The sequence below is a fragment of the Vibrio injensis genome (assembly GCF_001895205.1).
GTDB lineage: Bacteria > Pseudomonadota > Gammaproteobacteria > Enterobacterales > Vibrionaceae > Vibrio > Vibrio injensis.
Map to the genome: position 1 here is coordinate 418,962 of NZ_BDJF01000006.1, position 19,654 is coordinate 438,615.

The 19,654-nt window shown below is 43.6% G+C and carries 15 protein-coding genes; 10 read left to right on the plus strand and 5 right to left on the minus strand.

Annotation, left to right across the window (positions count from 1 at the left end; genetic code table 11):
* The first annotated feature begins 425 nt into the window (after window positions 1-425).
* Complete coding sequence (locus BSR11_RS01985) at window positions 426-719, plus strand: YebG family protein (protein ID WP_072668825.1); 294 nt, start codon at window positions 426-428, stop codon at window positions 717-719.
* 188 nt (window positions 720-907) lie between these two features.
* Entirely contained in the window at window positions 908-1,939 is a 1,032-nt protein-coding gene (gene dapD, locus BSR11_RS01990) for a 2,3,4,5-tetrahydropyridine-2,6-dicarboxylate N-succinyltransferase (RefSeq protein WP_072668826.1), read from the plus strand.
* Window positions 1,940-2,047: 108 nt separating this feature from the next.
* Here dapD and BSR11_RS01995 read toward each other — a convergent pair whose 3' ends face one another.
* The gene (locus BSR11_RS01995) at window positions 2,048-3,148 is read right to left on the minus strand and encodes a GNAT family N-acetyltransferase/peptidase C39 family protein (protein ID WP_072668827.1); all 1,101 of its coding nucleotides are present in this window, start codon (window positions 3,146-3,148) and stop codon (window positions 2,048-2,050) included.
* A gap of 82 nt (window positions 3,149-3,230) precedes the next feature.
* On the opposite strand from BSR11_RS01995, the gene BSR11_RS02000 reads away from it, so the two are divergent.
* The 6 genes from BSR11_RS02000 to BSR11_RS02025 all read left to right on the plus strand — a co-directional run bounded on the left by BSR11_RS02000 (window position 3,231) and on the right by BSR11_RS02025 (window position 10,530).
* Window positions 3,231-4,682, plus strand: a complete 1,452-nt coding sequence (locus tag BSR11_RS02000) for a RimK family ATP-grasp domain-containing protein (RefSeq protein ID WP_072668828.1) — start codon at window positions 3,231-3,233, stop codon at window positions 4,680-4,682.
* Between the two features lie 85 nt (window positions 4,683-4,767).
* On the plus strand, window positions 4,768-5,703 hold the full coding sequence (locus tag BSR11_RS02005) for a zinc transporter ZntB (protein ID WP_072668829.1): 936 nt from the start codon (window positions 4,768-4,770) through the stop codon (window positions 5,701-5,703).
* A gap of 13 nt (window positions 5,704-5,716) precedes the next feature.
* Window positions 5,717-6,268 carry a gamma-glutamylcyclotransferase family protein gene (locus BSR11_RS02010; RefSeq protein WP_072668830.1) on the plus strand — a complete coding sequence of 184 codons (552 nt, stop codon included), beginning with the start codon at window positions 5,717-5,719 and terminating at the stop codon, window positions 6,266-6,268.
* A 32-nt stretch (window positions 6,269-6,300) separates the two neighbouring features.
* Window positions 6,301-7,446: a chromate efflux transporter gene (gene chrA, locus BSR11_RS02015; RefSeq protein ID WP_072668831.1), complete on the plus strand. Its 1,146-nt coding sequence runs from the start codon at window positions 6,301-6,303 to the stop codon at window positions 7,444-7,446.
* A 97-nt stretch (window positions 7,447-7,543) separates the two neighbouring features.
* Window positions 7,544-8,701 carry an HD domain-containing phosphohydrolase gene (locus BSR11_RS02020; protein ID WP_072668832.1) on the plus strand — a complete coding sequence of 386 codons (1,158 nt, stop codon included), beginning with the start codon at window positions 7,544-7,546 and terminating at the stop codon, window positions 8,699-8,701.
* Between the two features lie 143 nt (window positions 8,702-8,844).
* Window positions 8,845-10,530 carry an AMP-binding protein gene (locus BSR11_RS02025; RefSeq protein ID WP_072668833.1) on the plus strand — a complete coding sequence of 562 codons (1,686 nt, stop codon included), beginning with the start codon at window positions 8,845-8,847 and terminating at the stop codon, window positions 10,528-10,530.
* A gap of 217 nt (window positions 10,531-10,747) precedes the next feature.
* On the opposite strand, the gene fusA is transcribed toward BSR11_RS02025, so the two are convergent.
* Window positions 10,748-12,835: an elongation factor G gene (gene fusA, locus BSR11_RS02030; protein ID WP_072668834.1), complete on the minus strand. Its 2,088-nt coding sequence runs from the start codon at window positions 12,833-12,835 to the stop codon at window positions 10,748-10,750.
* Between the two features lie 223 nt (window positions 12,836-13,058).
* Window positions 13,059-14,438, minus strand: coding sequence for a DNA repair protein RadA (gene radA / locus BSR11_RS02035; protein WP_072668835.1), 1,380 nt, complete (start codon window positions 14,436-14,438; stop codon window positions 13,059-13,061).
* A gap of 151 nt (window positions 14,439-14,589) precedes the next feature.
* Here radA and BSR11_RS02040 point away from each other — a divergent pair, with 151 nt between their 5' ends.
* The gene (locus BSR11_RS02040; RefSeq protein WP_072668836.1) at window positions 14,590-16,920 is read left to right on the plus strand and encodes a PilZ domain-containing protein; all 2,331 of its coding nucleotides are present in this window, start codon (window positions 14,590-14,592) and stop codon (window positions 16,918-16,920) included.
* A 78-nt stretch (window positions 16,921-16,998) separates the two neighbouring features.
* On the opposite strand, the gene serB is transcribed toward BSR11_RS02040, so the two are convergent.
* Window positions 16,999-17,979, minus strand: a complete 981-nt coding sequence (serB, locus tag BSR11_RS02045; RefSeq protein ID WP_072668837.1) for a phosphoserine phosphatase — start codon at window positions 17,977-17,979, stop codon at window positions 16,999-17,001.
* 100 nt (window positions 17,980-18,079) lie between these two features.
* Here serB and BSR11_RS02050 point away from each other — a divergent pair, with 100 nt between their 5' ends.
* A complete protein-coding gene (locus BSR11_RS02050; protein WP_072668838.1) occupies window positions 18,080-18,691 on the plus strand; it encodes a YtjB family periplasmic protein in 612 nt (203 codons plus the stop codon).
* 122 nt (window positions 18,692-18,813) lie between these two features.
* Here BSR11_RS02050 and deoD read toward each other — a convergent pair whose 3' ends face one another.
* Window positions 18,814-19,539, minus strand: a complete 726-nt coding sequence (gene deoD / locus BSR11_RS02055; protein ID WP_072668839.1) for a purine-nucleoside phosphorylase — start codon at window positions 19,537-19,539, stop codon at window positions 18,814-18,816.
* Between the last annotated feature and the right edge of the window lie 115 nt (window positions 19,540-19,654).

Sequence of the window (19,654 nt, forward strand, 5' to 3'; positions counted from 1 at the left end):
GTCCAATATACTGTGCCCTTTTAGACAAAATGAATCAATCACATTCATCTCTACTGTCTGATCCAGTTAAAGTTTTTAGGGTCTATTGACCCCAATACCACTAAACATGAAAAAATAAACATCTCCTCAAAATCCATCGTCAATTCAACCGAACGATAAGAAGCGTAGTGAAAACCAGCTAAATTGAAAAGCACTCTATACCCAAACAACTTGGAGTTGCAGGTAGGCAGCAAGTGAGTTAGTCCCCATGAGCATAGATAAACTATATGATTGGGGCGAACGAACGTAGCCAACACTCCTACAGCTTCAAGTAGGAAGGGTATATATTCGTTTAGCCTCTCAGTTTGATGGCTTAATCTAGACTTTATTGAATAAAAACTGTATAAAAAGCCAGTAATTATTTAGCACAACATAGAGGATGAACCATGGCCGTCATCGTTAAGTACGTGGTGGAGCGCAACGGAGAAGAGAAAATGACTTTTACCTCGAAAGCCGAAGCTGATGCTTATGACAAAATGCTCGATATGGCAGATGAGCTGTTCGAATTATTGGGTAAAAGCGCTCTGATTGAAGATGAAAGTAAGCAAGAAGAGTTAGCGATGTTCTTAGCGCAGAACAAAGAAGACGTGCTGGTCGCGCTCGGTGCCAAACGTAAACCGACGCCACCGAAAAAACCCAAAGCGGTCGAGAGTGATGACTCGGTTGATGATGCTGCTTAACGGATCCGAACCGCTGCTTGCAGCGGTTTTTTTATCCTAGTAAGAGCATCTATCGTTATAAAGACAGACGGTATCGTTGAATAGACGGATAAACGGTTAGCCCTTTCTTCCAAGCTGAACTCTCTTTAAGATAGCTTTCAGCTTGCGGCCTCTGACCGCACAATAAATACAATCAATGGAGAACTTATATGGCGAATTTTGCCCTAGGCTTTGGTACGGCCACACTCAATCGTGACGGAAAAATCATTGAGGCATTTTTCCCTCATCCAGTTCTAAATCCAAGTGATGATTTAATCAAAGTATTGGCTGGTATTTGCAATTATCAATCGGGTAATCAAGTGCTTGAGATCTTACCTGAGCAATGCGGTCAACTGGCTCATGCCTTTGCTAGCCATGCTCAAACAGACAATGCCGCTTTTGCCAGTAAAGCCGCGTTATCGACTCAACCGCTGATTTTGGTGATCCTCGCGACCGATGAACAACCAAGCTCAATCGCTGAAGGCTTTTTAAAACTACAGCTTATCTCTCATCGCCTTGTGCAACCACACGGCACGGTACTGGATGGCATTTTTGGTCTATTACATAATATTGCTTGGACCAATGAGGGGCCAATTGATTTACCAGAGCTTGCCGAGCGTCAAATCGAAGCTCGCCTTGCCGGACGTCAATTAAGCGTCGATTGTGTCGATAAGTTTCCGAAAATGGTTGATTACATTGTCCCAACCGGTGTGCGCATTGCTGATACGGCTCGCGTTCGCCTTGGCGCACACGTTGGCGAAGGGACCACCGTTATGCATGAAGGCTTTATCAACTTTAATGCGGGCACCACAGGCGTCAGCATGGTGGAAGGACGAATTTCCGCTGGGGTTGTTGTCGGCAATGGTTCTGATATTGGTGGTGGTGCGTCAATCATGGGCACCTTATCTGGCGGCGGCAAAGTGGTGGTTTCAATTGGGGAAAACTCACTACTTGGCGCCAACGCTGGTCTTGGTTTCCCACTTGGCGATCGCTGCACGGTAGAATCCGGTCTGTACGTGACTGCTGGTACTAAAGTCCGCATGCTCGATAACCAAGGTCAAGAAGTTGAGATCATCAAAGCACGCGAACTCGCTGGTGTCTCCGACCTGTTATTCCGCCGCAATTCGATCACCGGTCAAATCGAGTGTTTAGCCAATAAGTCAGCGGTTGAGCTAAACAGTGAGTTGCATAGCAATAACTGAGTTTCATCCAATGAGTTCAACGGCTTAACCCGTTCGATGATCAAAACAAAGGCCAGCAGATCGCTGGCCTTTGTTATTGTTCTATATTTTGTTCGCTGATGAGCCGAATTAACCAGCAACATTGGCTGGGCTAATCACCACACAAGCGGTTTGCTTTTGCTTACCAAAACCGATGATCTGCGATAGGGCTTTTTTACCGACGGGAACATATGCTGAAGCCATCGCATGCTGTTCAGATTCCGCATGAGGATCGTGGAAAAAGAAAAACTTTTCACTCATACCACTTAAAATGATCCAGTGAGGTTCTTTTTTACCATCAAATCGATAGGTACTGATCAATAACAGTACGCAAGCCCCTTGTGTCACCCACGCTTCAAGCTGCTCCTGAGTGGGTGGAGCATCGATCATCGCCACATCTTGATGAGCTAATTGCTCACAAAAATCCAGATGCACTAACTCAATCACCTGCTTTTTATTGAGGTCTCGAACACTATCAATGAAAGGGGTACTTTGTGATTGACTCCATAACTCAACATGGAAACCACGTTTTGCCGCCGCTAACGCTAAACCTTGTCCACTACAGCCACCGTGCCCCGCCGCCATGAAAATCGTCGTCGCTTCTCGCCACAACTGAAGCTCTTGGGTGCGGCTCAGTTCAAAAGAGGGTCGCAAGCAAGAGAAACTCATCAATAAGCAAGCGGCACCACAGGTGAACGGTGTGGTTTGTACATAAAGGGGCATCGGCAGCAAAACTTTAGGTCCATGAGGGGTCAAACGTTTTTGCATCCGACGACCATCACATAAATCGTCGTAATAATGGATCAAACACTTCAAAGTGCGATAACCCATTTTTTCATATAATTTTATTGCTGCTATATTGTCTTCACGAACTTCTAGCCGTAATGTAGTGAAACCTTGATCAAGAGCAGCACGCTCGCATTGTTCAACTAACGTTTGAGCAATCCTCCGTCCTCTGAAATCAGGTTTAACGGCAATCGAATACAACCTTGAGAGCTGTGTACCTTGATGAAATAGTAGCAATGCATATCCAGCTAACTCCGTTCCGGAATCGGCGACAAAAATCACCGAATGGCTAGAATGTAAAAAACGCTTCATTTGACGAGGAGAAATTTTATCTCCATCAAACAGCTGTTGTTCTAACGCATTAAGCGCAGCGAGATCAGTACTTTTCGCAAGACGAAAGTCCATACGACGTCCTTACAGGATGAAAAGAGTGGTTGGCAAGATTGTGACTCAATAATAGACCTATTGATTTAGGAAGAATATAGCGATGGCAAACCTTTTAATCGTGACCGATCAGGCCAGTGACTGGCAACAGTATTTCCCTTCAGAACAAGTCGTCAGCGTTGATCAATATTTAGATGCTGACTGGAAAGCCTCACAGCGCAGCGTACAGGTGGTGAACCTTTGTCGCGATTATGATTACATGAGTACGGGATATTACTGCTCTCTGTTAGCCGAAGCCCGTGGACATCGAGTGATCCCGCGTGTGATGGCAATTAACGATATTAACCAACCGTTTTTACTGTCTTCAGGGCTTTTAAAACTTAACAAGCTGTGCAAAAACATCGACGCTATCCACTGTAAAATCTACTTTGGACGCACACCAGAAACAGGGTTAGACAAACTGGCTCAGCGCCTGTTCGAACAGTTTATGGTGCCAGTGATTGAACTAAAAATGACCAAAATTCAGGGGCAATGGCAAATTCACAGCATTGCACCATTCCCTTTTCAAGATCTGCAAGACAGTGAGCAAGATTTCTTCATTGAGTCATTAGAGCTGTTCTCAAGTAAAATCTGGCGCAGACCGAAACAGGAGAAGAAGTATCGCTACGATATCGCGATGTTGGTCGATGAAGAGGAGAAAATGCCGCCTTCCGATCCTTCTGCATTGAAGCGTTTTCGCCGCGCCGCCAACCGATTAGGCATGAACTTAGAGTTGATCTCCCCTGATGATTTGTCGCGTTTGGGCGAATTTGATGGCCTATTCATTCGCGCCACCACCAATATCAGTAACTATACCTATCGTTTTGCGAAAACAGCGGAAAAAATGGGGCTGATCGTGATGGATGATTCAGAATCGATCATGAAATGCACCAATAAGGTATTTTTGACCGAGTTATTACAACGCAATAAAGTTCCTGCGCCGAAGAGTGTTATCGTACAAGGGTTTGATAACGATTGGAAAAACTACTTAATGGGACAACTGGATTTCCCTATGGTACTAAAAATTCCCGATGGTGCCTTTTCTCGCGGTGTGGTTAAAGTTCGTAATGAGCAAGAGCTTGAAAAAGAAGCCAATGCGTTATTTAGCAAAAGTGCGCTTATCTTAGCTCAAGCTTTTATGCCGACGGATTTTGATTGGCGAATTGGTGTAATGAACCGCCAAGCGATTTATGCCTGTAAATACATGATGAGTCGTGGACACTGGCAAATTTATCAGCACCACAGCAGTGGCCGAGTCTCATCGGGTGGATTTGAAACCTTCGATTTAAAGCAGGTGCCTAAATCGGTGGTGGATGTCGCCGTAAAAGCAGCAAACTTGATCGGTAGTGGTCTGTATGGCGTCGATCTTAAAGAGATCGATGGACAGGTTTATGTGATTGAAGTCAATGATAACCCGAGTATTGATCATCAAGTTGAAGATGCGATTCTCGGCGATCTGCTCTACGATCGTATCATGACAGAGTTCTTACGCCGTATTCAGATGCGTGGTTTTTAGTTTATTCTGATTCGATTAACAACATCCCCAAGTGATGTTGATAACTCATCACTTGGGTTTATTTTATCAAGGACAAGGATTCTCAATGGATTTTCTTCTCGATCATTGGTCTTTTGCCACGACTCCTACGATACAACTTTCTCTGCATCCTCAAAAAATTGAAGCGGACCACTGGTACCACTGCCAACGAGATAAAGCTGGGTTGCGTGAATGGCTAATCGATAATGCTATTCCTCTTTCTATCATCGATAGTTTACTCGCCGAAGATACTCGACCTCTATTTGAACAGTACGACGAACAACGTTTTCTACTCATTCTACGAGGGGTTAATTTGAATGATAATGCCGACCCTTCTGACATGCTCAGCGTACGAATTCTCTATTATCATGGCGCCTTGATTACCAGCCGTAAGATATCTTCAAAAACCATTAATTTAATTAGCCAAGCACTACAACAAGGTAATGGACCGAAAAATCTTGCTGAGGTAATACTCGCCATCATTGATGGACTGAGCAAAAATATTGATGATTATCTCGATACGGTGGAAACCAAAATTGCTCAATTTGAAAGTGAAACCGAACTGAGTGAGCAATTAATCCAAACTCATAAAGCGCTGCTAAAAATTAAGCGATTTATAAAACCTCAACAATATGCCCTTGAAGATTATCAAACCGGTCAAATAGCGATAGCCAAAAGCAAACAATTGAATTTACGCCATAGCGTCAATACCATTACTCGGATTAATGAAACCTTAGATTTTTTTCTGAGTGAGTTGGATATTATCAAAGGAGAATTACGCCAATATCATGCAGAAAAAATGAATCAAAACACTTACTTATTTTCAGTCATTACGGCAATTTTTCTACCCGCGACGTTCCTGACTGGCTTACTTGGTGTCAATGTCGGTGGTATACCCGGTACTGACTCTCCTATCGCTTTTGGGGTCTTTTGTGCTGGCTTACTTGCTATTTTTGTGATGGAATTTTGGATACTGCGCCGTTTGCGTTTTTTAACTCATTAAGTAGGAAGTCACTATGTATATTTTCGGTTACGGAAGCTTAATGAACTCAGCTTCACGTCAACTGACAGGCCAGACAGGACAAGCAATTCCAGCGATTGTTCATGGTTTAGTGCGTTATTGGGGAAAAGTGGATGATAGCTATTTGCTTTCACCTTTAGTGGTCAACCCAGGACAAGGACAAGTGAATGGCGTACTACTCGAAGTCGATGAGACTGAATTGGCTGAATTTGATCGCCGAGAGCGAGGATATCAACGAATTGCACTTTCTCATCAACAAATAGACTGTCAGCATCCTCTTAAAACCGATCAAGAGATTTGGGTCTATGTCACCGAACAATATCAACCCCCTTGTCCACGCAGTCCGATTGTCCAAACTTACGTTGATACTGTTCTCTCCGGGTGTTTGGAAGTTTCTGAAGCGTTTGCTCGCCATTTTGTCGACCATACCTTAGGCTGGCAAGCGCCATGGGAAAATGATCGGTCCATGCCTAAATATGGCAACTTAGCTGGAGTTAACGCCACTGACCTTGAACACATCGATCAACTGATTGCTCAGGTTCGTTAAATATTCAATTCGCGATTGGGACGATGAACAAGATGTGGGAAATATTCATACGATTTTTTACGCTCGGTTGGATAAGTTTTGGCGGCCCAGCAGCGCATATTGGCTACTTTCGACACACGTTTGTTGAAAAATTGAAGTGGATGAGCGATCAACAATATGGACAGATCGTCGCTTTAAGTCAGTTTTTACCCGGCCCAGGTTCAAGTCAAGTTGGCTTCGCCATCGGCTATCAGAGAGGCGGATTACTGGGCGCTGGTTTAGCCTTTATTGGCTTTACTCTCCCGTCAATCATGATCATGGTTTTACTCGCCACTTTCAGTCGTCATTGGCTTGATACATCACAATATGCGCTACTGATCCATGGATTAAAACTGCTCGCTGTCGTAGTCGTTGCCGAAGCAACATGGGGAATGTATCAAAACTTTTGCCGAACAAAAACCACCGCCAGCTTGGGGCTGTTAAGTGCCGTTATTTTGTTGTGTTTTCCCGGTATTTTACCGCAAATATTGGTCATCATTCTGGCGGCCATCATCGGTATCGTCTGGCTAAAGAAGCCTCATCTGACAGCCACTCTCACTCCATTTCACCCAACGTGGTGGCCTTTAGTTTTATTTGTAGCGATTTTATTTGGCCTACCATGGCTAGTCAGCTCAAGTGCGAGTTTAATCTTATTCGAACAGTTTTTTCATGCTGGTAGCTTGGTATTTGGCGGTGGTCATGTCGTCATGCCTCTGCTGCAAAATTTGTTAGCCGATCAAATAAGCAGCGATATTTTTCTGGCTGGTTATGCCGCCGCTCAAGCAGTACCCGGCCCAATGTTTACACTGGCAACGTATCTGGGTTACTACTTGCTACCCGCATCGCCTGCCACTGGTGCCATCATCGCGACCATCGGTGTCTTTTTACCGGGATTTTTACTGCTTTTAGGCGTACTCAAACACTGGCAAAATCTTGCTAGTCTTCCCTCCGTTTCAGGCGCTCTCACCGGAGTCAACGCATCCGTAGTCGGATTATTACTCGCTGCTCTTTATCAACCGGTGTTTATCAGTGCTGTATTCAACGTTGTGGACGTCGCATTAATACTGATTGGTTTATGGTTACTTAAAATCATGAAATGGCCAATTCTTGGATTAGTCATGTTCTACCTGACAACTGCGCTTATTCGCTTCTTTTTGTGACAAAATGAAGCAATTTTTTGCACATCAAACAAGGTGAATTCTAAGGGATCGCCTAGACTTACTAGAGACGATGATGACACCACCGCAAGGAGGGCGCATGAACACGCACCATGAAGGAGAAAAGCCTAGCTTCTTTGCTAAAGTGGGCACACTCAACCAACAGTTAACCGATATCCATCAACGGATGCTAACGGTCGAGCCAAATATCGCTCGTATCTCTTTCGCTCTATTCGATGAAGAGAGCAACGAGTTAAAAACTTATGCTCATAGTGATAATCAAGGGAGTGAGCTACTCCATTACTCACTCTCGCTCGATAATCTGCCAAGTTTAAAAGCGTGTTCACAATCTGGTGAAGTTCGCTATCTCAATGATATTTCAGTCGAAGTTAATCATACCACTCCGCATAGCCAATGGTTATTTGAACAAGGTTTTCAATCATCAATGACCTTACCGGTTTACCATGATCAAACCTTCATTGGTTTTATTTTTTTAAATTCAAAACAAAAAAATACCTTTAGCCCAGAAAAATACGCACAACTCAAATCGTTTATCGATATTGTACGTTTTGTCGTCAGCTCAGAATACGATTTGGTTCAATCGCTACTCAATGCAACCAAAGCCATTAATGCTAAATCGCCTGAACACTGGTTAGATTCAAAAGAACATAAAGAGCGTATTAGCCGCTATGCGCGTGTCATAGCTCTAGAAGTAGCAGCGGTCTACCAATTGGATGATGAGGTAATAGAAAATATCAGCCAGTTTTCTAAATGCCATGATATTGGCAAACTGGCCATTCCAGCAGAATTACTGAATAAACCTTGTTCACTCGGTCAGGATGAAAGACAGCAACTCAATCAACATATCGAAAAAGGTATTGAGATCATCAATGATATTATTGATGATATTGGTGCTCCAGAACATCCAAGTATCGCCGTACTCAAAGAGATTGTTGCCTACCATCATGAGTTTCTTGATGGCAGTGGTTATCCTTATGGCTTAACACAAGAAGCCATTCCTATCTCCGCTCGTATTATTGCTGTCGCAAATATTTTCGATGCACTAACGAGTCATCGCCCCTACAAACAAGCTTGGTCTGTTCCATTTGCCTTGTTGGAACTAGAAAAAATGGTTGTATCCGGTAAGCTAGATAAACACTGCGTTAACGCGCTGCGTTATCATCAAGATTATTTAAAGCGGGTTAGCGAGACTTATCCAGAACTCGATCCGAAAGATAGAGAATCCCCAGCTTCTTAATTTGAGTAATTTTTGTGAGGTATCACTCTGTTGCCATTAACAAATGTGAGTTAATTAACCTTCATAACTCCAATAGCCATGCTACTATTTACAAAATTTTAACATAAATAGAATAGCCATTGCCTCATACATGGAGTTAGAGAATGAATCCGTTAACAAATCCAAGTCAAACTAAGTGTGCTCTCCCGCCCCCTAATGAAATGATCTTAACTTGGGCACAAACTCGTCCTAACGAAGTTTACTTGAAACAAATTATTAATCGGCAGTTTGTTGAATACACCTTCGCTCAAGTCGCTGATCAAGCGCTACGTCTCGTTTCAGCACTACGTGCCCTAGGTGCAGAACCTGGTGATAAAGTGGCGCTTATATCAAAAAACTGCGCTGAGTGGTTCATATGTGATTTAGCAATCATGCTCGGTGACTATGTTAGTGTGCCCATTTTCCCAACGGCGAGTGCTGATACGATTGAATATTGTACTAGCCATAGTGAAAGTAAAATAGTCATTGTCGGTAAATTAGACGATGGTAAGGCTACCGCCCAAGTTTTAGCTAAAATGCCAGAGCTGATCAGCATTGCTCTACCATACACTTCAGCACCAGCGTGCCAGCATCAATATTTAGACTTGATTGCTCAGTATCCACCCAGTGAAGAGCGGCCTGAACATTATGATGAAAAACTGATGTCGATAGTTTATACCTCTGGGACCTCGGGCGTACCAAAAGGTGCAATGCTAACCTACGGTGCTTTTGCTTGGGCAGTGCAACAATTGATCGCCCAAATCGGTATTCAAAAAGATGATCGCCTGTTTTCTTATTTGCCTCTCGCACACATCACAGAACGTGTTTACATTCTTGGCACCTCTATTCAAGGCGGTGTTTTAACCGCTTTTCCTGAATCGTTGGATACTTTTATTGAAGATGTGAAAATGCATCGCCCAACGTTGTTTATCTCTGTTCCAAGGCTCTGGACGTTGTTCCAACAACGTATTCAAGACAAACTTCCGCAGAAAAAGCTGAATATTTTGCTCAAGATTCCCTTTATAAATAGCTTAATCAAACGCAAATTAGCGGATGGTTTAGGGCTGGATAAAGCACGAGTACTGGGTTGTGGCTCTGCACCGGTCTCACCTGCCTTGTTAGAGTGGTATCACAGCCTTGGCTTAAATATTACTGAAGCATGGGGAATGACCGAATCATTTGCCTACAGTACGATCAATTACCCCTTCCGAGCCGATAAGATAGGAACGGTTGGCCATGCTGGGCCAGGAGTTCGCTTAAAAATTACCGATGACGGTGAGATACTCGTTCATAGTAAAGGGGTATTTTCTGGTTACTACAAAAATGACATTGCTTCCAAAGAAGCCTTTGATGCTCAAGGTTGGTTACACACCGGAGACTTAGGTTCAATTGACTCTGATGGTTATCTGACGATCCAAGGACGAATCAAAGATACGTTTAAAACAGCCAAAGGTAAGTTCGTTTCTCCCGTCCCCATTGAGAAAAAACTTTATGAATACAGTCGAGTAGAGATGCTGTGTTTAATTGGCTTAGGGCTACCAGCGCCGATACTTTTGGTTGTACCGCATAATTTCTCTGATTTTGATCGAGAGCGGTATGAGCGCACGACGAAACGCGTTATCGAAAAAATGAATACTCAACTCGAATCTCATGAGCAGATAAAAGGCGTATTGATGATCAAAGATCCGTGGAGTATCGATAATGGTATTCTTACCCCAACATTGAAAATTAAACGTCATGTCTTAGAGCAAAAATATCATGATATGGGCCAGAACTGGCCTAAAGACCAACTCGTGGTTTGGGAAGAGTAATCACGATTTCTTCCCTTTTAGGTAAGTGAAAAAGGAAAATAAGAGCTCCTAATCCCCAATCTTATCACTGAAGACTTTGCCCCCAGCGCCATTAGTTATGGTTGGGGGTATTCTAATTCTTCACTTATTCCTTACCCTTTATAATACAAAAACCATAAACAAAACGCCCCGATCAGTTTTCACTGTTCGGGGCGTTTTTAGCGCTTAAAATGAAGAATTATTTCTTCTCTTTTTTCGCTTTAGCTTCAGCAATAACGGTTTCTGCTACGTTAGCTGGACATGGTGCATAGTGTGAGAACTCCATAGAGAACTGACCACGACCAGATGTCATTGTACGTAGAGAACCGATATAACCAAACATTTCAGATAGTGGGATATCCGCTTTAACACGAACACCAGTCACACCAGCTTCTTGGTCTTTGATCATACCACGACGACGGTTCAAGTCACCGATAACATCACCAACGTGATCGTCTGGAGTGAACACGTCAACTTTCATGATTGGCTCAAGAAGTTGTGGGCCCGCTTTAGGCATTGATTGACGGAATGCACCTTTCGCTGCGATTTCAAATGCGATTGCAGATGAGTCAACGGCGTGGAAACCACCATCAAAAAGTTCAACTTCAACGTCTAAGGTTGGGAAGCCAGCAAGAACACCTTCTTGCATCATACCTGCAAAACCTTTCTCAATCGCTGGCCAGAATTCCTTAGGAACGTTACCACCAACAACAGTTGAAGTGAATTTGAAGCCTGAGTTTGGCTCGCCTGGTTTGATACGGTAATCGATCTTACCAAACTGACCAGAACCACCAGACTGTTTCTTATGCGTGTAGCTATCTTCAACAGCTTTCGTGATCGTTTCACGGTAAGCAACTTGAGGAGCACCAACAATAAGATCAATACCGTGTGTACGCTTAAGGATATCTACTTTGATATCTAGGTGAAGTTCACCCATCCCTTTCAGGATAGTTTCGCCAGTCTCTTCGTCTGACTCAACTTGGAATGATGGATCTTCAGAAACCATTTTACCAAGTGCAACACCTAATTTCTCAGAACCACCTTTATCTTTAGGCGCAACAGCGATAGAGATAACTGGGATTGGGAAAATCATTGGCTCAAGAGTACATTCGTGTTTAGGATCACACAGAGTATGACCTGTTTTCACGTTCTTCATACCAACGATAGCAATGATGTCACCCGCTTGCGCAGAGTCGATTTCATTACGGTCATCAGCGTGCATTTCTACCATGCGGCCAATACGCTCGGTTTTACCTGTCGCACTGTTCAAAATGGTGTCGCCTTTCTTCAGTTTACCTGAGTAAATACGAACGAAGGTTAATGCACCAAAACGGTCATCCATGATCTTAAATGCAAGAGCGCGGAATGGTTCATCAACAGAAACTTTAGCCACTTCGCCAGTTGCTTCACCAGTATCTGGATCAGTTAGCTCTTGTGCATGTACTTCTGTTGGGTTTGGTAGGTAATCTACAACGGCATCAAGGATAAGTTGCATGCCTTTGTTTTTGTACGCTGAACCACAGTAAGTTGGGAAGAAAGCAAGATCACGAGTACCTTTACGGATACAACGTTTGATGTCTTCTAGAGAAGGCTCTTCACCTTCCATATAAGCCATCATTAGCTCGTCGTCTTGTTCAACAGCCGCTTCAATCAACATTTCACGGTATTCTTCCGCTTGGTCAACTAAATCAGCTGGGATATCTGTTACTTCGTAGTTCTCTGGCAGACCTGAGTCATCCCAGATGTACGCTTTTTGGCTCAGTACATCAACAACACCAGTGAACTCATCTTCACGACCAATTGGTAGTGTCATTACTAGTGGTGTAGCGCCAAGTACATTTTTGATTTGGCCAATAACACGGAAGAAGTCTGCACCCATGCGGTCAAGCTTGTTGACGAAGATAAGACGAGATACTTCTGAGTCGTTCGCGTAACGCCAGTTGGTTTCTGATTGAGGTTCAACACCGCCTGAACCACAGAATACACCGATACCGCCGTCAAGAACTTTTAGAGAACGGTATACTTCAACTGTAAAGTCAACGTGCCCAGGAGTATCGATGATGTTAAAACGGTGGTCTTTCCAGAAACAGGTAGTCGCAGCAGACTGGATTGTGATACCACGTTCAGCTTCTTGATCCATGAAGTCCATGGTTGTAGTACCATCGTGGCTGTCGCCCATTTTATGGATTTTACCAGTCAGCTTAAGGATACGCTCCGTGGTAGTGGTTTTACCCGCATCAACGTGCGCGAAAATACCAATATTTCTGTATTTTGATAAATCTGCCATTGTCTTACTCTGTTAATAAGGTATAAAGTGCGCGCAGAGTATAGCATAATCTGTCAAGACTGATACCCCTGCGATCGCTTGCTGAAAAAAAATAGTCAAGGACTACCTGTTGCTGATGAAATATAGGTGATGCCCACACAAGACGCGAGCAAATATCGATAAAATTTTCCGTTTCATCACACCTAATCTTTCGAAAAACACCTATGCACGATTCACTTTGCCATCACAGCTCATCAAAAGCGGCAATCGCTTCGGAAAGTTTTCGAACACCATGGATTTGCATCCCAGCAATCCCCCCCTTTGGCATATTGGCAATCGGAACAATTGCGCGACTAAATCCATGTTTAAGCGCCTCGTTAAGACGCTCTTGTCCACTTGGTACCGGACGAATTTCTCCGGCTAAACCCACTTCACCAAAAACCACCACATCTTTGGGTAACGGTTTATCACGAAAGCTAGACAGTAGAGCCATTAATAGTGCCAGATCAGCACTAGTCTCAGTGACTTTTACGCCGCCCACTACGTTAACAAACACATCTTGGTCAGCCATTTGCAAACCACCATGCTTATGCAACACAGCCAATAATAAAGAGAGCCTATTTTGCTCTAAACCAACCGCTACACGACGTGGATTTGCCAACTGAGAATAATCGACTAAGGCTTGAATTTCTACTAAAAGCGGACGGGTACCTTCCCAAACCACCATAACCGAACTGCCGGAGGTCGCTTCTTCACCACGCGACAGGAATATCGCAGAAGGGTTACTGACCTCTTTTAATCCCTGCCCAGTCATTGCAAACACGCCCAGTTCGTTTACCGCACCAAAACGGTTTTTATGACTACGAAGGGTACGAAAACGACTATCCGCTCCTCCATCAAGTAAAACCGAACAGTCAATAATATGTTCTAGAACTTTAGGGCCAGCAAGAGTGCCGTCTTTAGTCACATGACCAACGATAAACACCGCAACATTATTTTGTTTGGCATAGCGAGTTAAGGCCGTCGCCGATTCGCGAACCTGAGCGACACTGCCCGGAGAGGATTGCACATCGGCGACGTGCATAACTTGAATCGAGTCGATAACCATAATTCTCGGCTGCTCTTGCTCAGCTATTTGGCAAATCCGATCAACGTTAGTTTCGGAAAGCATTTTCAGGTGTTCTTTGGGTAACCCTAAACGGGCGGCACGCATCGCCACTTGTTGGAGTGATTCTTCTCCCGTGACATAGAGAGTTGGCATCTGCGCAGAAAGTAAACACATGGTCTGTAAGAGTAACGTCGATTTACCAGCGCCAGGGCTGCCGCCAATCAGTATGGCTGCACCTGGCACCACGCCACCACCCAATACTCGATCAAACTCTTTAAAGCCACTGCTAAAACGAGGCACTTCTTGTAAATTGATTTCTGCCAACGTCTGTACACTGGTTTGCGTCGAGTTCCCCGCATAACCAGATAACCGCTCATGGCGCGCAACTTGAGGAGAAGCGGCTAAACGAACTTCAGAAATGGTGTTCCAAGCCCCACATGCATTACATTGACCTTGCCAGCGCGGAAAATCTGCTCCACACTCATTACATACATAGGCTCGCTTTGCTTTAACCATGAATCCTCAATACTTAATCAAAAATGGTCATTTAGGCGCTTTTGCCGTTTTAATACAATAGACAATAGTACCCACATTTTACTTCGGTTAGCGTTAAAGATTAACTGCATGATGCCGATATTGTTCAAGAACCTAACCTTAACAGAAAAGTATGCAGCAATCTGACATTCTCTCTTTCACTGAAAAACTCATTCCGGTCTATCGCTCTCCGGACTTTGAACTCATCCTTGCTCAGATCACGGATGGGCAGCCTGCTTCTGTTAAATTATTGATAAAAATGGAACTCAATCGACTGATGGCGCCGTGTAAAAAAATCATTGATTTGCGCAGCCGAGTCGAGACTGAATGTCGAGAATATGAAATCGACGGTTTGAAACACTGGTTAGATGATATTGCGTTAAATGACTATCAAAAAGGGGTAAAAAAATTTTCTGGTTATACTGAAGGGGTTTGGGAAACCGTTTATAAAGCGCGAATCAGCCAACGTGATAACAGCAAAACCGACCAAGCAACCAATAAAGCTTCCAAAAGCTTCCAAGCTGAGATCATTAAACTGGGCTATGATTTAAAACGCAAAGAAAATCGCCTCAGCCTAAATAGCCAAGTATTGATCACTCTTAATAATCAAGCCATTCATGCAGTAACACTGGATCTCTCGCCTTCAGGAGCAAAGTTTAAAGTACCCGCAGCATTTAACTATAAATCAGGACAAACCTTTAAAGCACAATTCACTGAACTGGAAAAATCGCTCGATATTCCAGGCTTAAATCAACCGATTGAATATCGCATACTGGCTATTGATGATTCTTATGAAAACAATGCGGTGAAATATTTGCGGGCATTACGTCTCACGGACACAACATTAATCGACAAAGTGATCAGTGAATCTTTAGCCAGTAATATTAAAAAGAATCGTCACGATAACCAAGATAAAATCATTCGCGCTCGCACCCGTGGTTATGAGCATGTTTATCTCAAGCATACCTGTCACTTACCGCTATTTTTTAGTGGTAACCAACTGAAATTAGTATTATTAACAGAAAATAATCGCCCAATTTGGCAATACTGGCATGATGAGCGTAATCAGCAAAGTTTGGGCAGCTTATTTAATAGTGAACGGATGGCTCTTCTCACCCAACCAGGGGTGAGAAATTGCAGTAATGTTCTGTACTCGTTTAAACATGAGTATCAGGATAAAACGTTGTTTTTCTCGATGTTCATGCCTGAAGCTTCAGTAGAGCAACGAAAGCTTTTCTGGCATATCGGTGCCAAAAAAGACAGCTGGAAAGCGTTCCGTTTATCGGTTTTTGAATTATCAGCCGAGGAGCGAGCCGAGTTAGCCAACCATTCCGAAGAATTATTAGAGCACTCCAATCAGCTTACTCACTGCGGTATTTTACAAGAAATTGCTGATATCAGTTCAGCACAAGATTATCTACTGGTAGCCAAACCCGCTCTGCCGGGGAGTGAATTAAATCCTTTTCGTCATAGTCGTCAAGTGATTGGTCAACCGTTAGGCGTGTATTTTGATGCTTGCTCTCGACGTAAAGAACTTCGCTACCGCTTTCGTACCCCCTTACAGCTACAAGATCAGCAGCAAGTATTAGGGGAGGGCTTGAGTGTTGACCTCTCTAAACGTGGATTAAATCTGATTCTTAATGCACCAGTTGCACTCAAGGCCGGTGATAAACTGCAGGTAAACTTTATTGATCTCAAACGCTACGATGAAAAGTTACCTTTGGATGCTTTGCCTTATCAAGTCGTTCGGATTAGTCCTGAAGGACGGCGTTTACAATTAAAAATTGAAGAAACCTCTGCAACTATCAAGAGCATTGCATTCTTTAATTCTCTTATCGAACATAACCAAGACAAATTGTTACCACAAAAAGAGCAACTCCCCAGCCCTTCTCTGTTAGAGGGCTTACACGATATGTTGTTAGATAAAATGGTTGGCTCACCCATTTTTGTTGATAAACCCGGAGCAAATTTACGACCACGAGTGATTGGCGTTAATTTTCCACTGCCCGCTCACCTCATGTTATTGGCTAAACTGGGACAAGATGGTTGCTTCTCCCTTGAGGCTATCTTTAAAAACCACACCAATACCCTACTCGCTTCTCCCATGAGACGAATTGATGGCGCAGAGCCTCAGCATCATGAAATCTACATTGCTGTCGTAAAGTTTGCTGACCGTATCCAGTCAGTAGAATCTTGTTTGAAAAGTGAATTTAGTGGTATCAAAGAACGCATTCAATTTATTCGTAGAGCAAGAGAATCTGGGGAGTTCTACGTGTTACGTATTTCAAGTTCACCAGTCTTCGAACCGATGACCACCTTGCTGCGCGAAGATCTTAACCAATTATTATTAGTCAGCTTAAACGATGCCAAAGCTTTAGAAAAAGAACTCAGTGCGATTGTTGGTTATTGTGAATTAACCGATATTACCGAGGAGGTTATCACTCGGCTGGAACTCACAGACTAAGTCAGGGTGCCCAGTTTCTCCGCCAAGCGTTAGTGGGAATCTATCGCCCATAATAAAAAATAGATTCCCATCATGCCTTTAAGGCTGGCTTTTCCAACTGATCTTTTGCTGTTTGATCAGACCCGCTGAAAGAATACACAATACACCGCCTAAACTTGCAAAGCGTACCGCCGTTTGCGCTTTTGCTTCTACTTTAGGTTTCGCATGATAGGCGATGCCTAACCCAGCAACATCCATCATCACTAAGTCATTCGCCCCATCACCCACCGCAACAGTATTATGCAATTCAATATCAAACTGCTGAGCGAGTTTTAGTACAATATCTGCTTTGGTTTGTGCGCCAACGATCTCGCCCTTCACTTCGCCACTCAGTTGGTTATTAATAATTTCTAATTGATTGGACTGCGCATAATCTAGCGATAATAACTGCTGCAGGTGATCCGAAAAATAGGTAAAGCCACCGGACGCTATCGCGGTTTTCCAACCCATCGCTTGTAGAGTGGAGAGTAACTCCGGCAATTCAGGCATCAATGGTAAATCGTTACGTACCTTTTCAAGGATTGCCGCATCTGCGCCTTTGAGTTTCGCGACTCGCTGGCGTAAACTCTGCTCGAAATCCAGCTCACCTTGCATAGCTCGCTCCGTTACCTGAGCGACCTCATCACCCACACCCGCTAGTTTAGCAATCTCATCTATACACTCAATTTGAATCGCTGTGGAGTCCATATCCAAGACGATCAAGCCGGGTTTAGACAGATCAGGCACTTCGTCAATTCGGGCATAATCTACCTGTAATTGCTGTAGAATAGGCTCTAGCACCGTATCGAGCTCTCCCGCCATTAAAGCGACATCATAATGGCCAACTTTCCATGTATCGACTATCGCTAACTCTTGACCACTCCATTGTTCAATATCGATAAAATGAGCGGGAGTCAGTGGCTGAGCAAAAATAATCCAATTAGCATTGGCCTTATCAAGAACGCTACTTTCTCGCGTTTCTGGGTAGCGATTCAGCAACGTCGTATGTTTTCTGATTGAGAGGGGTTTTACCGCATCCATGTTTAGCTTCCTTAACAATAATTCCCTGACGTTACCCTATTGCAATTTAAAAACGCAAGTCTCAATATGAGCGAAATGTCATTTTTTAGGTTTACTGTCTATGGATAGCTCACTGTTTTCATTTCGTGTCGTCGTTCGCAGCTTAACCGTTGTGCTCTTGATGGGCATGTCAGTGTTTACGATTCAAAATAGTGTCGTGATCAGCAAAGGCAATGAGCGTATTCAGGCCAATCAATTAGAAACCTTAACGAAAGTATTAATCAATCAAGCCTCTCTGTCTGCGAGTACGATGCTGGCAGAACAAGATCAAGAACGATTACTGGCACTCACCAATCAACTTGCTCAAGAACGCTTGGTATTCGATGCAACAATCTATGATGCAGAAGGCGTTAAGTTAGCAGCAAGTGATGAAGCATTAAGTGTGAGGGAAATATTAGGACTCGACACGCCACTACAAACAGCCAGTATCGGTCGCCAACAACTGGTTGAGCCAGTGTTGCATGATGGCAACATTATTGGTTTTGTTCGCTTAACTTTTGAAACGGGCCGAGTAACGGCAATTTCTGATCACCACTATCGAAAAAGTGATCGATATATGTATTTGATGTTATTGATGAGCTTTACTGGCGGGGTTTTGATCACTCTCTTGTTGCGTCGTCAATTTAGACCGAAAGAGCAGAAAGTAGAAAATGTGCTGCTTAAGCACGTTTAGCGATTAAACGATCCGGATCAGTAATGATATCCATCCCGATGAGTAAAGATAAACCGGACTCATCGGGACGAACGACACTGAGCATATCGCATCACCAATATGTTCTGCGTCATAATGAAAGATTAATACCCTGCTTGATCACCAATTAAGATGGAATCTAATGCAATTTCAATCATTTCATTAAAGGTATTTTGGCGCTCTTCAGAAGTGGTTTGCTCACCCGTTTTAATGTGGTCAGAAACCGTACAGATAGCCAATGCTTTTGCGCCATATTCAGCAGCCACACCATAGATACCAGCCGCTTCCATCTCTACGCCAACAATGCCGTATTTATCCATCACATCAAACATACTTGGATCTGGCGTATAAAACAGCTCTGCAGAAAACAAGTTGCCGACTTTAACATCAACGCCACGCGCTTTTGCCGCTTCTTCTGCCGCTTTGACCATCTTGTAATCGGCAATAGCAGCAAAGTCATGATCCTTAAAACGGATACGATTCACTTTAGAATCCGTGCATGCGCCCATACCAATCACCACATCGCGCAATTTGATATCTTCATTTACTGCACCACAGCTACCGACACGAATGATCTTTTTCACACCGTAATCTTTGATGAGTTCAGTGACGTAAATTGAGCATGAAGGAATACCCATGCCGTGGCCCATCACTGAGACTTTGCGACCTTTGTAGCTGCCCGTAAAGCCGAACATATTACGCACATCACACACCTGAACCACATCATCCAAAAAAGTCTCTGCAATGTATTTCGCGCGTAGTGGGTCACCAGGCATTAAAACAACGTCAGCGAAATCACCCAGTTGAGCATTAATATGTGGAGTTGCCATGTCTTTTCCTCTTAATAAAAGTCATTGAATTGCGGGCATAACACCAGCAAGACAATAAAAATCGCTAGCCTACCCAAATTCAAGCTAACCATAAGCGCAGCGGCCTCAACGGCCA

Coding starts and splice junctions, on each gene's coding strand:
- fusA (WP_072668834.1), bottom strand. CDS start 12,835: ATGGCAGATTTATCAAAATACAGAAATATTGGTATTTTCGCGCACGTT.
- BSR11_RS02020 (WP_072668832.1), top strand. CDS start 7,544: ATGAACACGCACCATGAAGGAGAAAAGCCTAGCTTCTTTGCTAAAGTG.
- BSR11_RS01985 (WP_072668825.1), top strand. CDS start 426: ATGGCCGTCATCGTTAAGTACGTGGTGGAGCGCAACGGAGAAGAGAAA.
- BSR11_RS02000 (WP_072668828.1), top strand. CDS start 3,231: ATGGCAAACCTTTTAATCGTGACCGATCAGGCCAGTGACTGGCAACAG.
- radA (WP_072668835.1), bottom strand. CDS start 14,438: ATGGTTAAAGCAAAGCGAGCCTATGTATGTAATGAGTGTGGAGCAGAT.
- dapD (WP_072668826.1), top strand. CDS start 908: ATGGCGAATTTTGCCCTAGGCTTTGGTACGGCCACACTCAATCGTGAC.
- deoD (WP_072668839.1), bottom strand. CDS start 19,539: ATGGCAACTCCACATATTAATGCTCAACTGGGTGATTTCGCTGACGTT.
- BSR11_RS02050 (WP_072668838.1), top strand. CDS start 18,080: ATGGATAGCTCACTGTTTTCATTTCGTGTCGTCGTTCGCAGCTTAACC.
- BSR11_RS02010 (WP_072668830.1), top strand. CDS start 5,717: ATGTATATTTTCGGTTACGGAAGCTTAATGAACTCAGCTTCACGTCAA.
- chrA (WP_072668831.1), top strand. CDS start 6,301: ATGTGGGAAATATTCATACGATTTTTTACGCTCGGTTGGATAAGTTTT.
- BSR11_RS02040 (WP_072668836.1), top strand. CDS start 14,590: ATGCAGCAATCTGACATTCTCTCTTTCACTGAAAAACTCATTCCGGTC.
- serB (WP_072668837.1), bottom strand. CDS start 17,979: ATGGATGCGGTAAAACCCCTCTCAATCAGAAAACATACGACGTTGCTG.
- BSR11_RS02005 (WP_072668829.1), top strand. CDS start 4,768: ATGGATTTTCTTCTCGATCATTGGTCTTTTGCCACGACTCCTACGATA.
- BSR11_RS02025 (WP_072668833.1), top strand. CDS start 8,845: ATGAATCCGTTAACAAATCCAAGTCAAACTAAGTGTGCTCTCCCGCCC.
- BSR11_RS01995 (WP_072668827.1), bottom strand. CDS start 3,148: ATGGACTTTCGTCTTGCGAAAAGTACTGATCTCGCTGCGCTTAATGCG.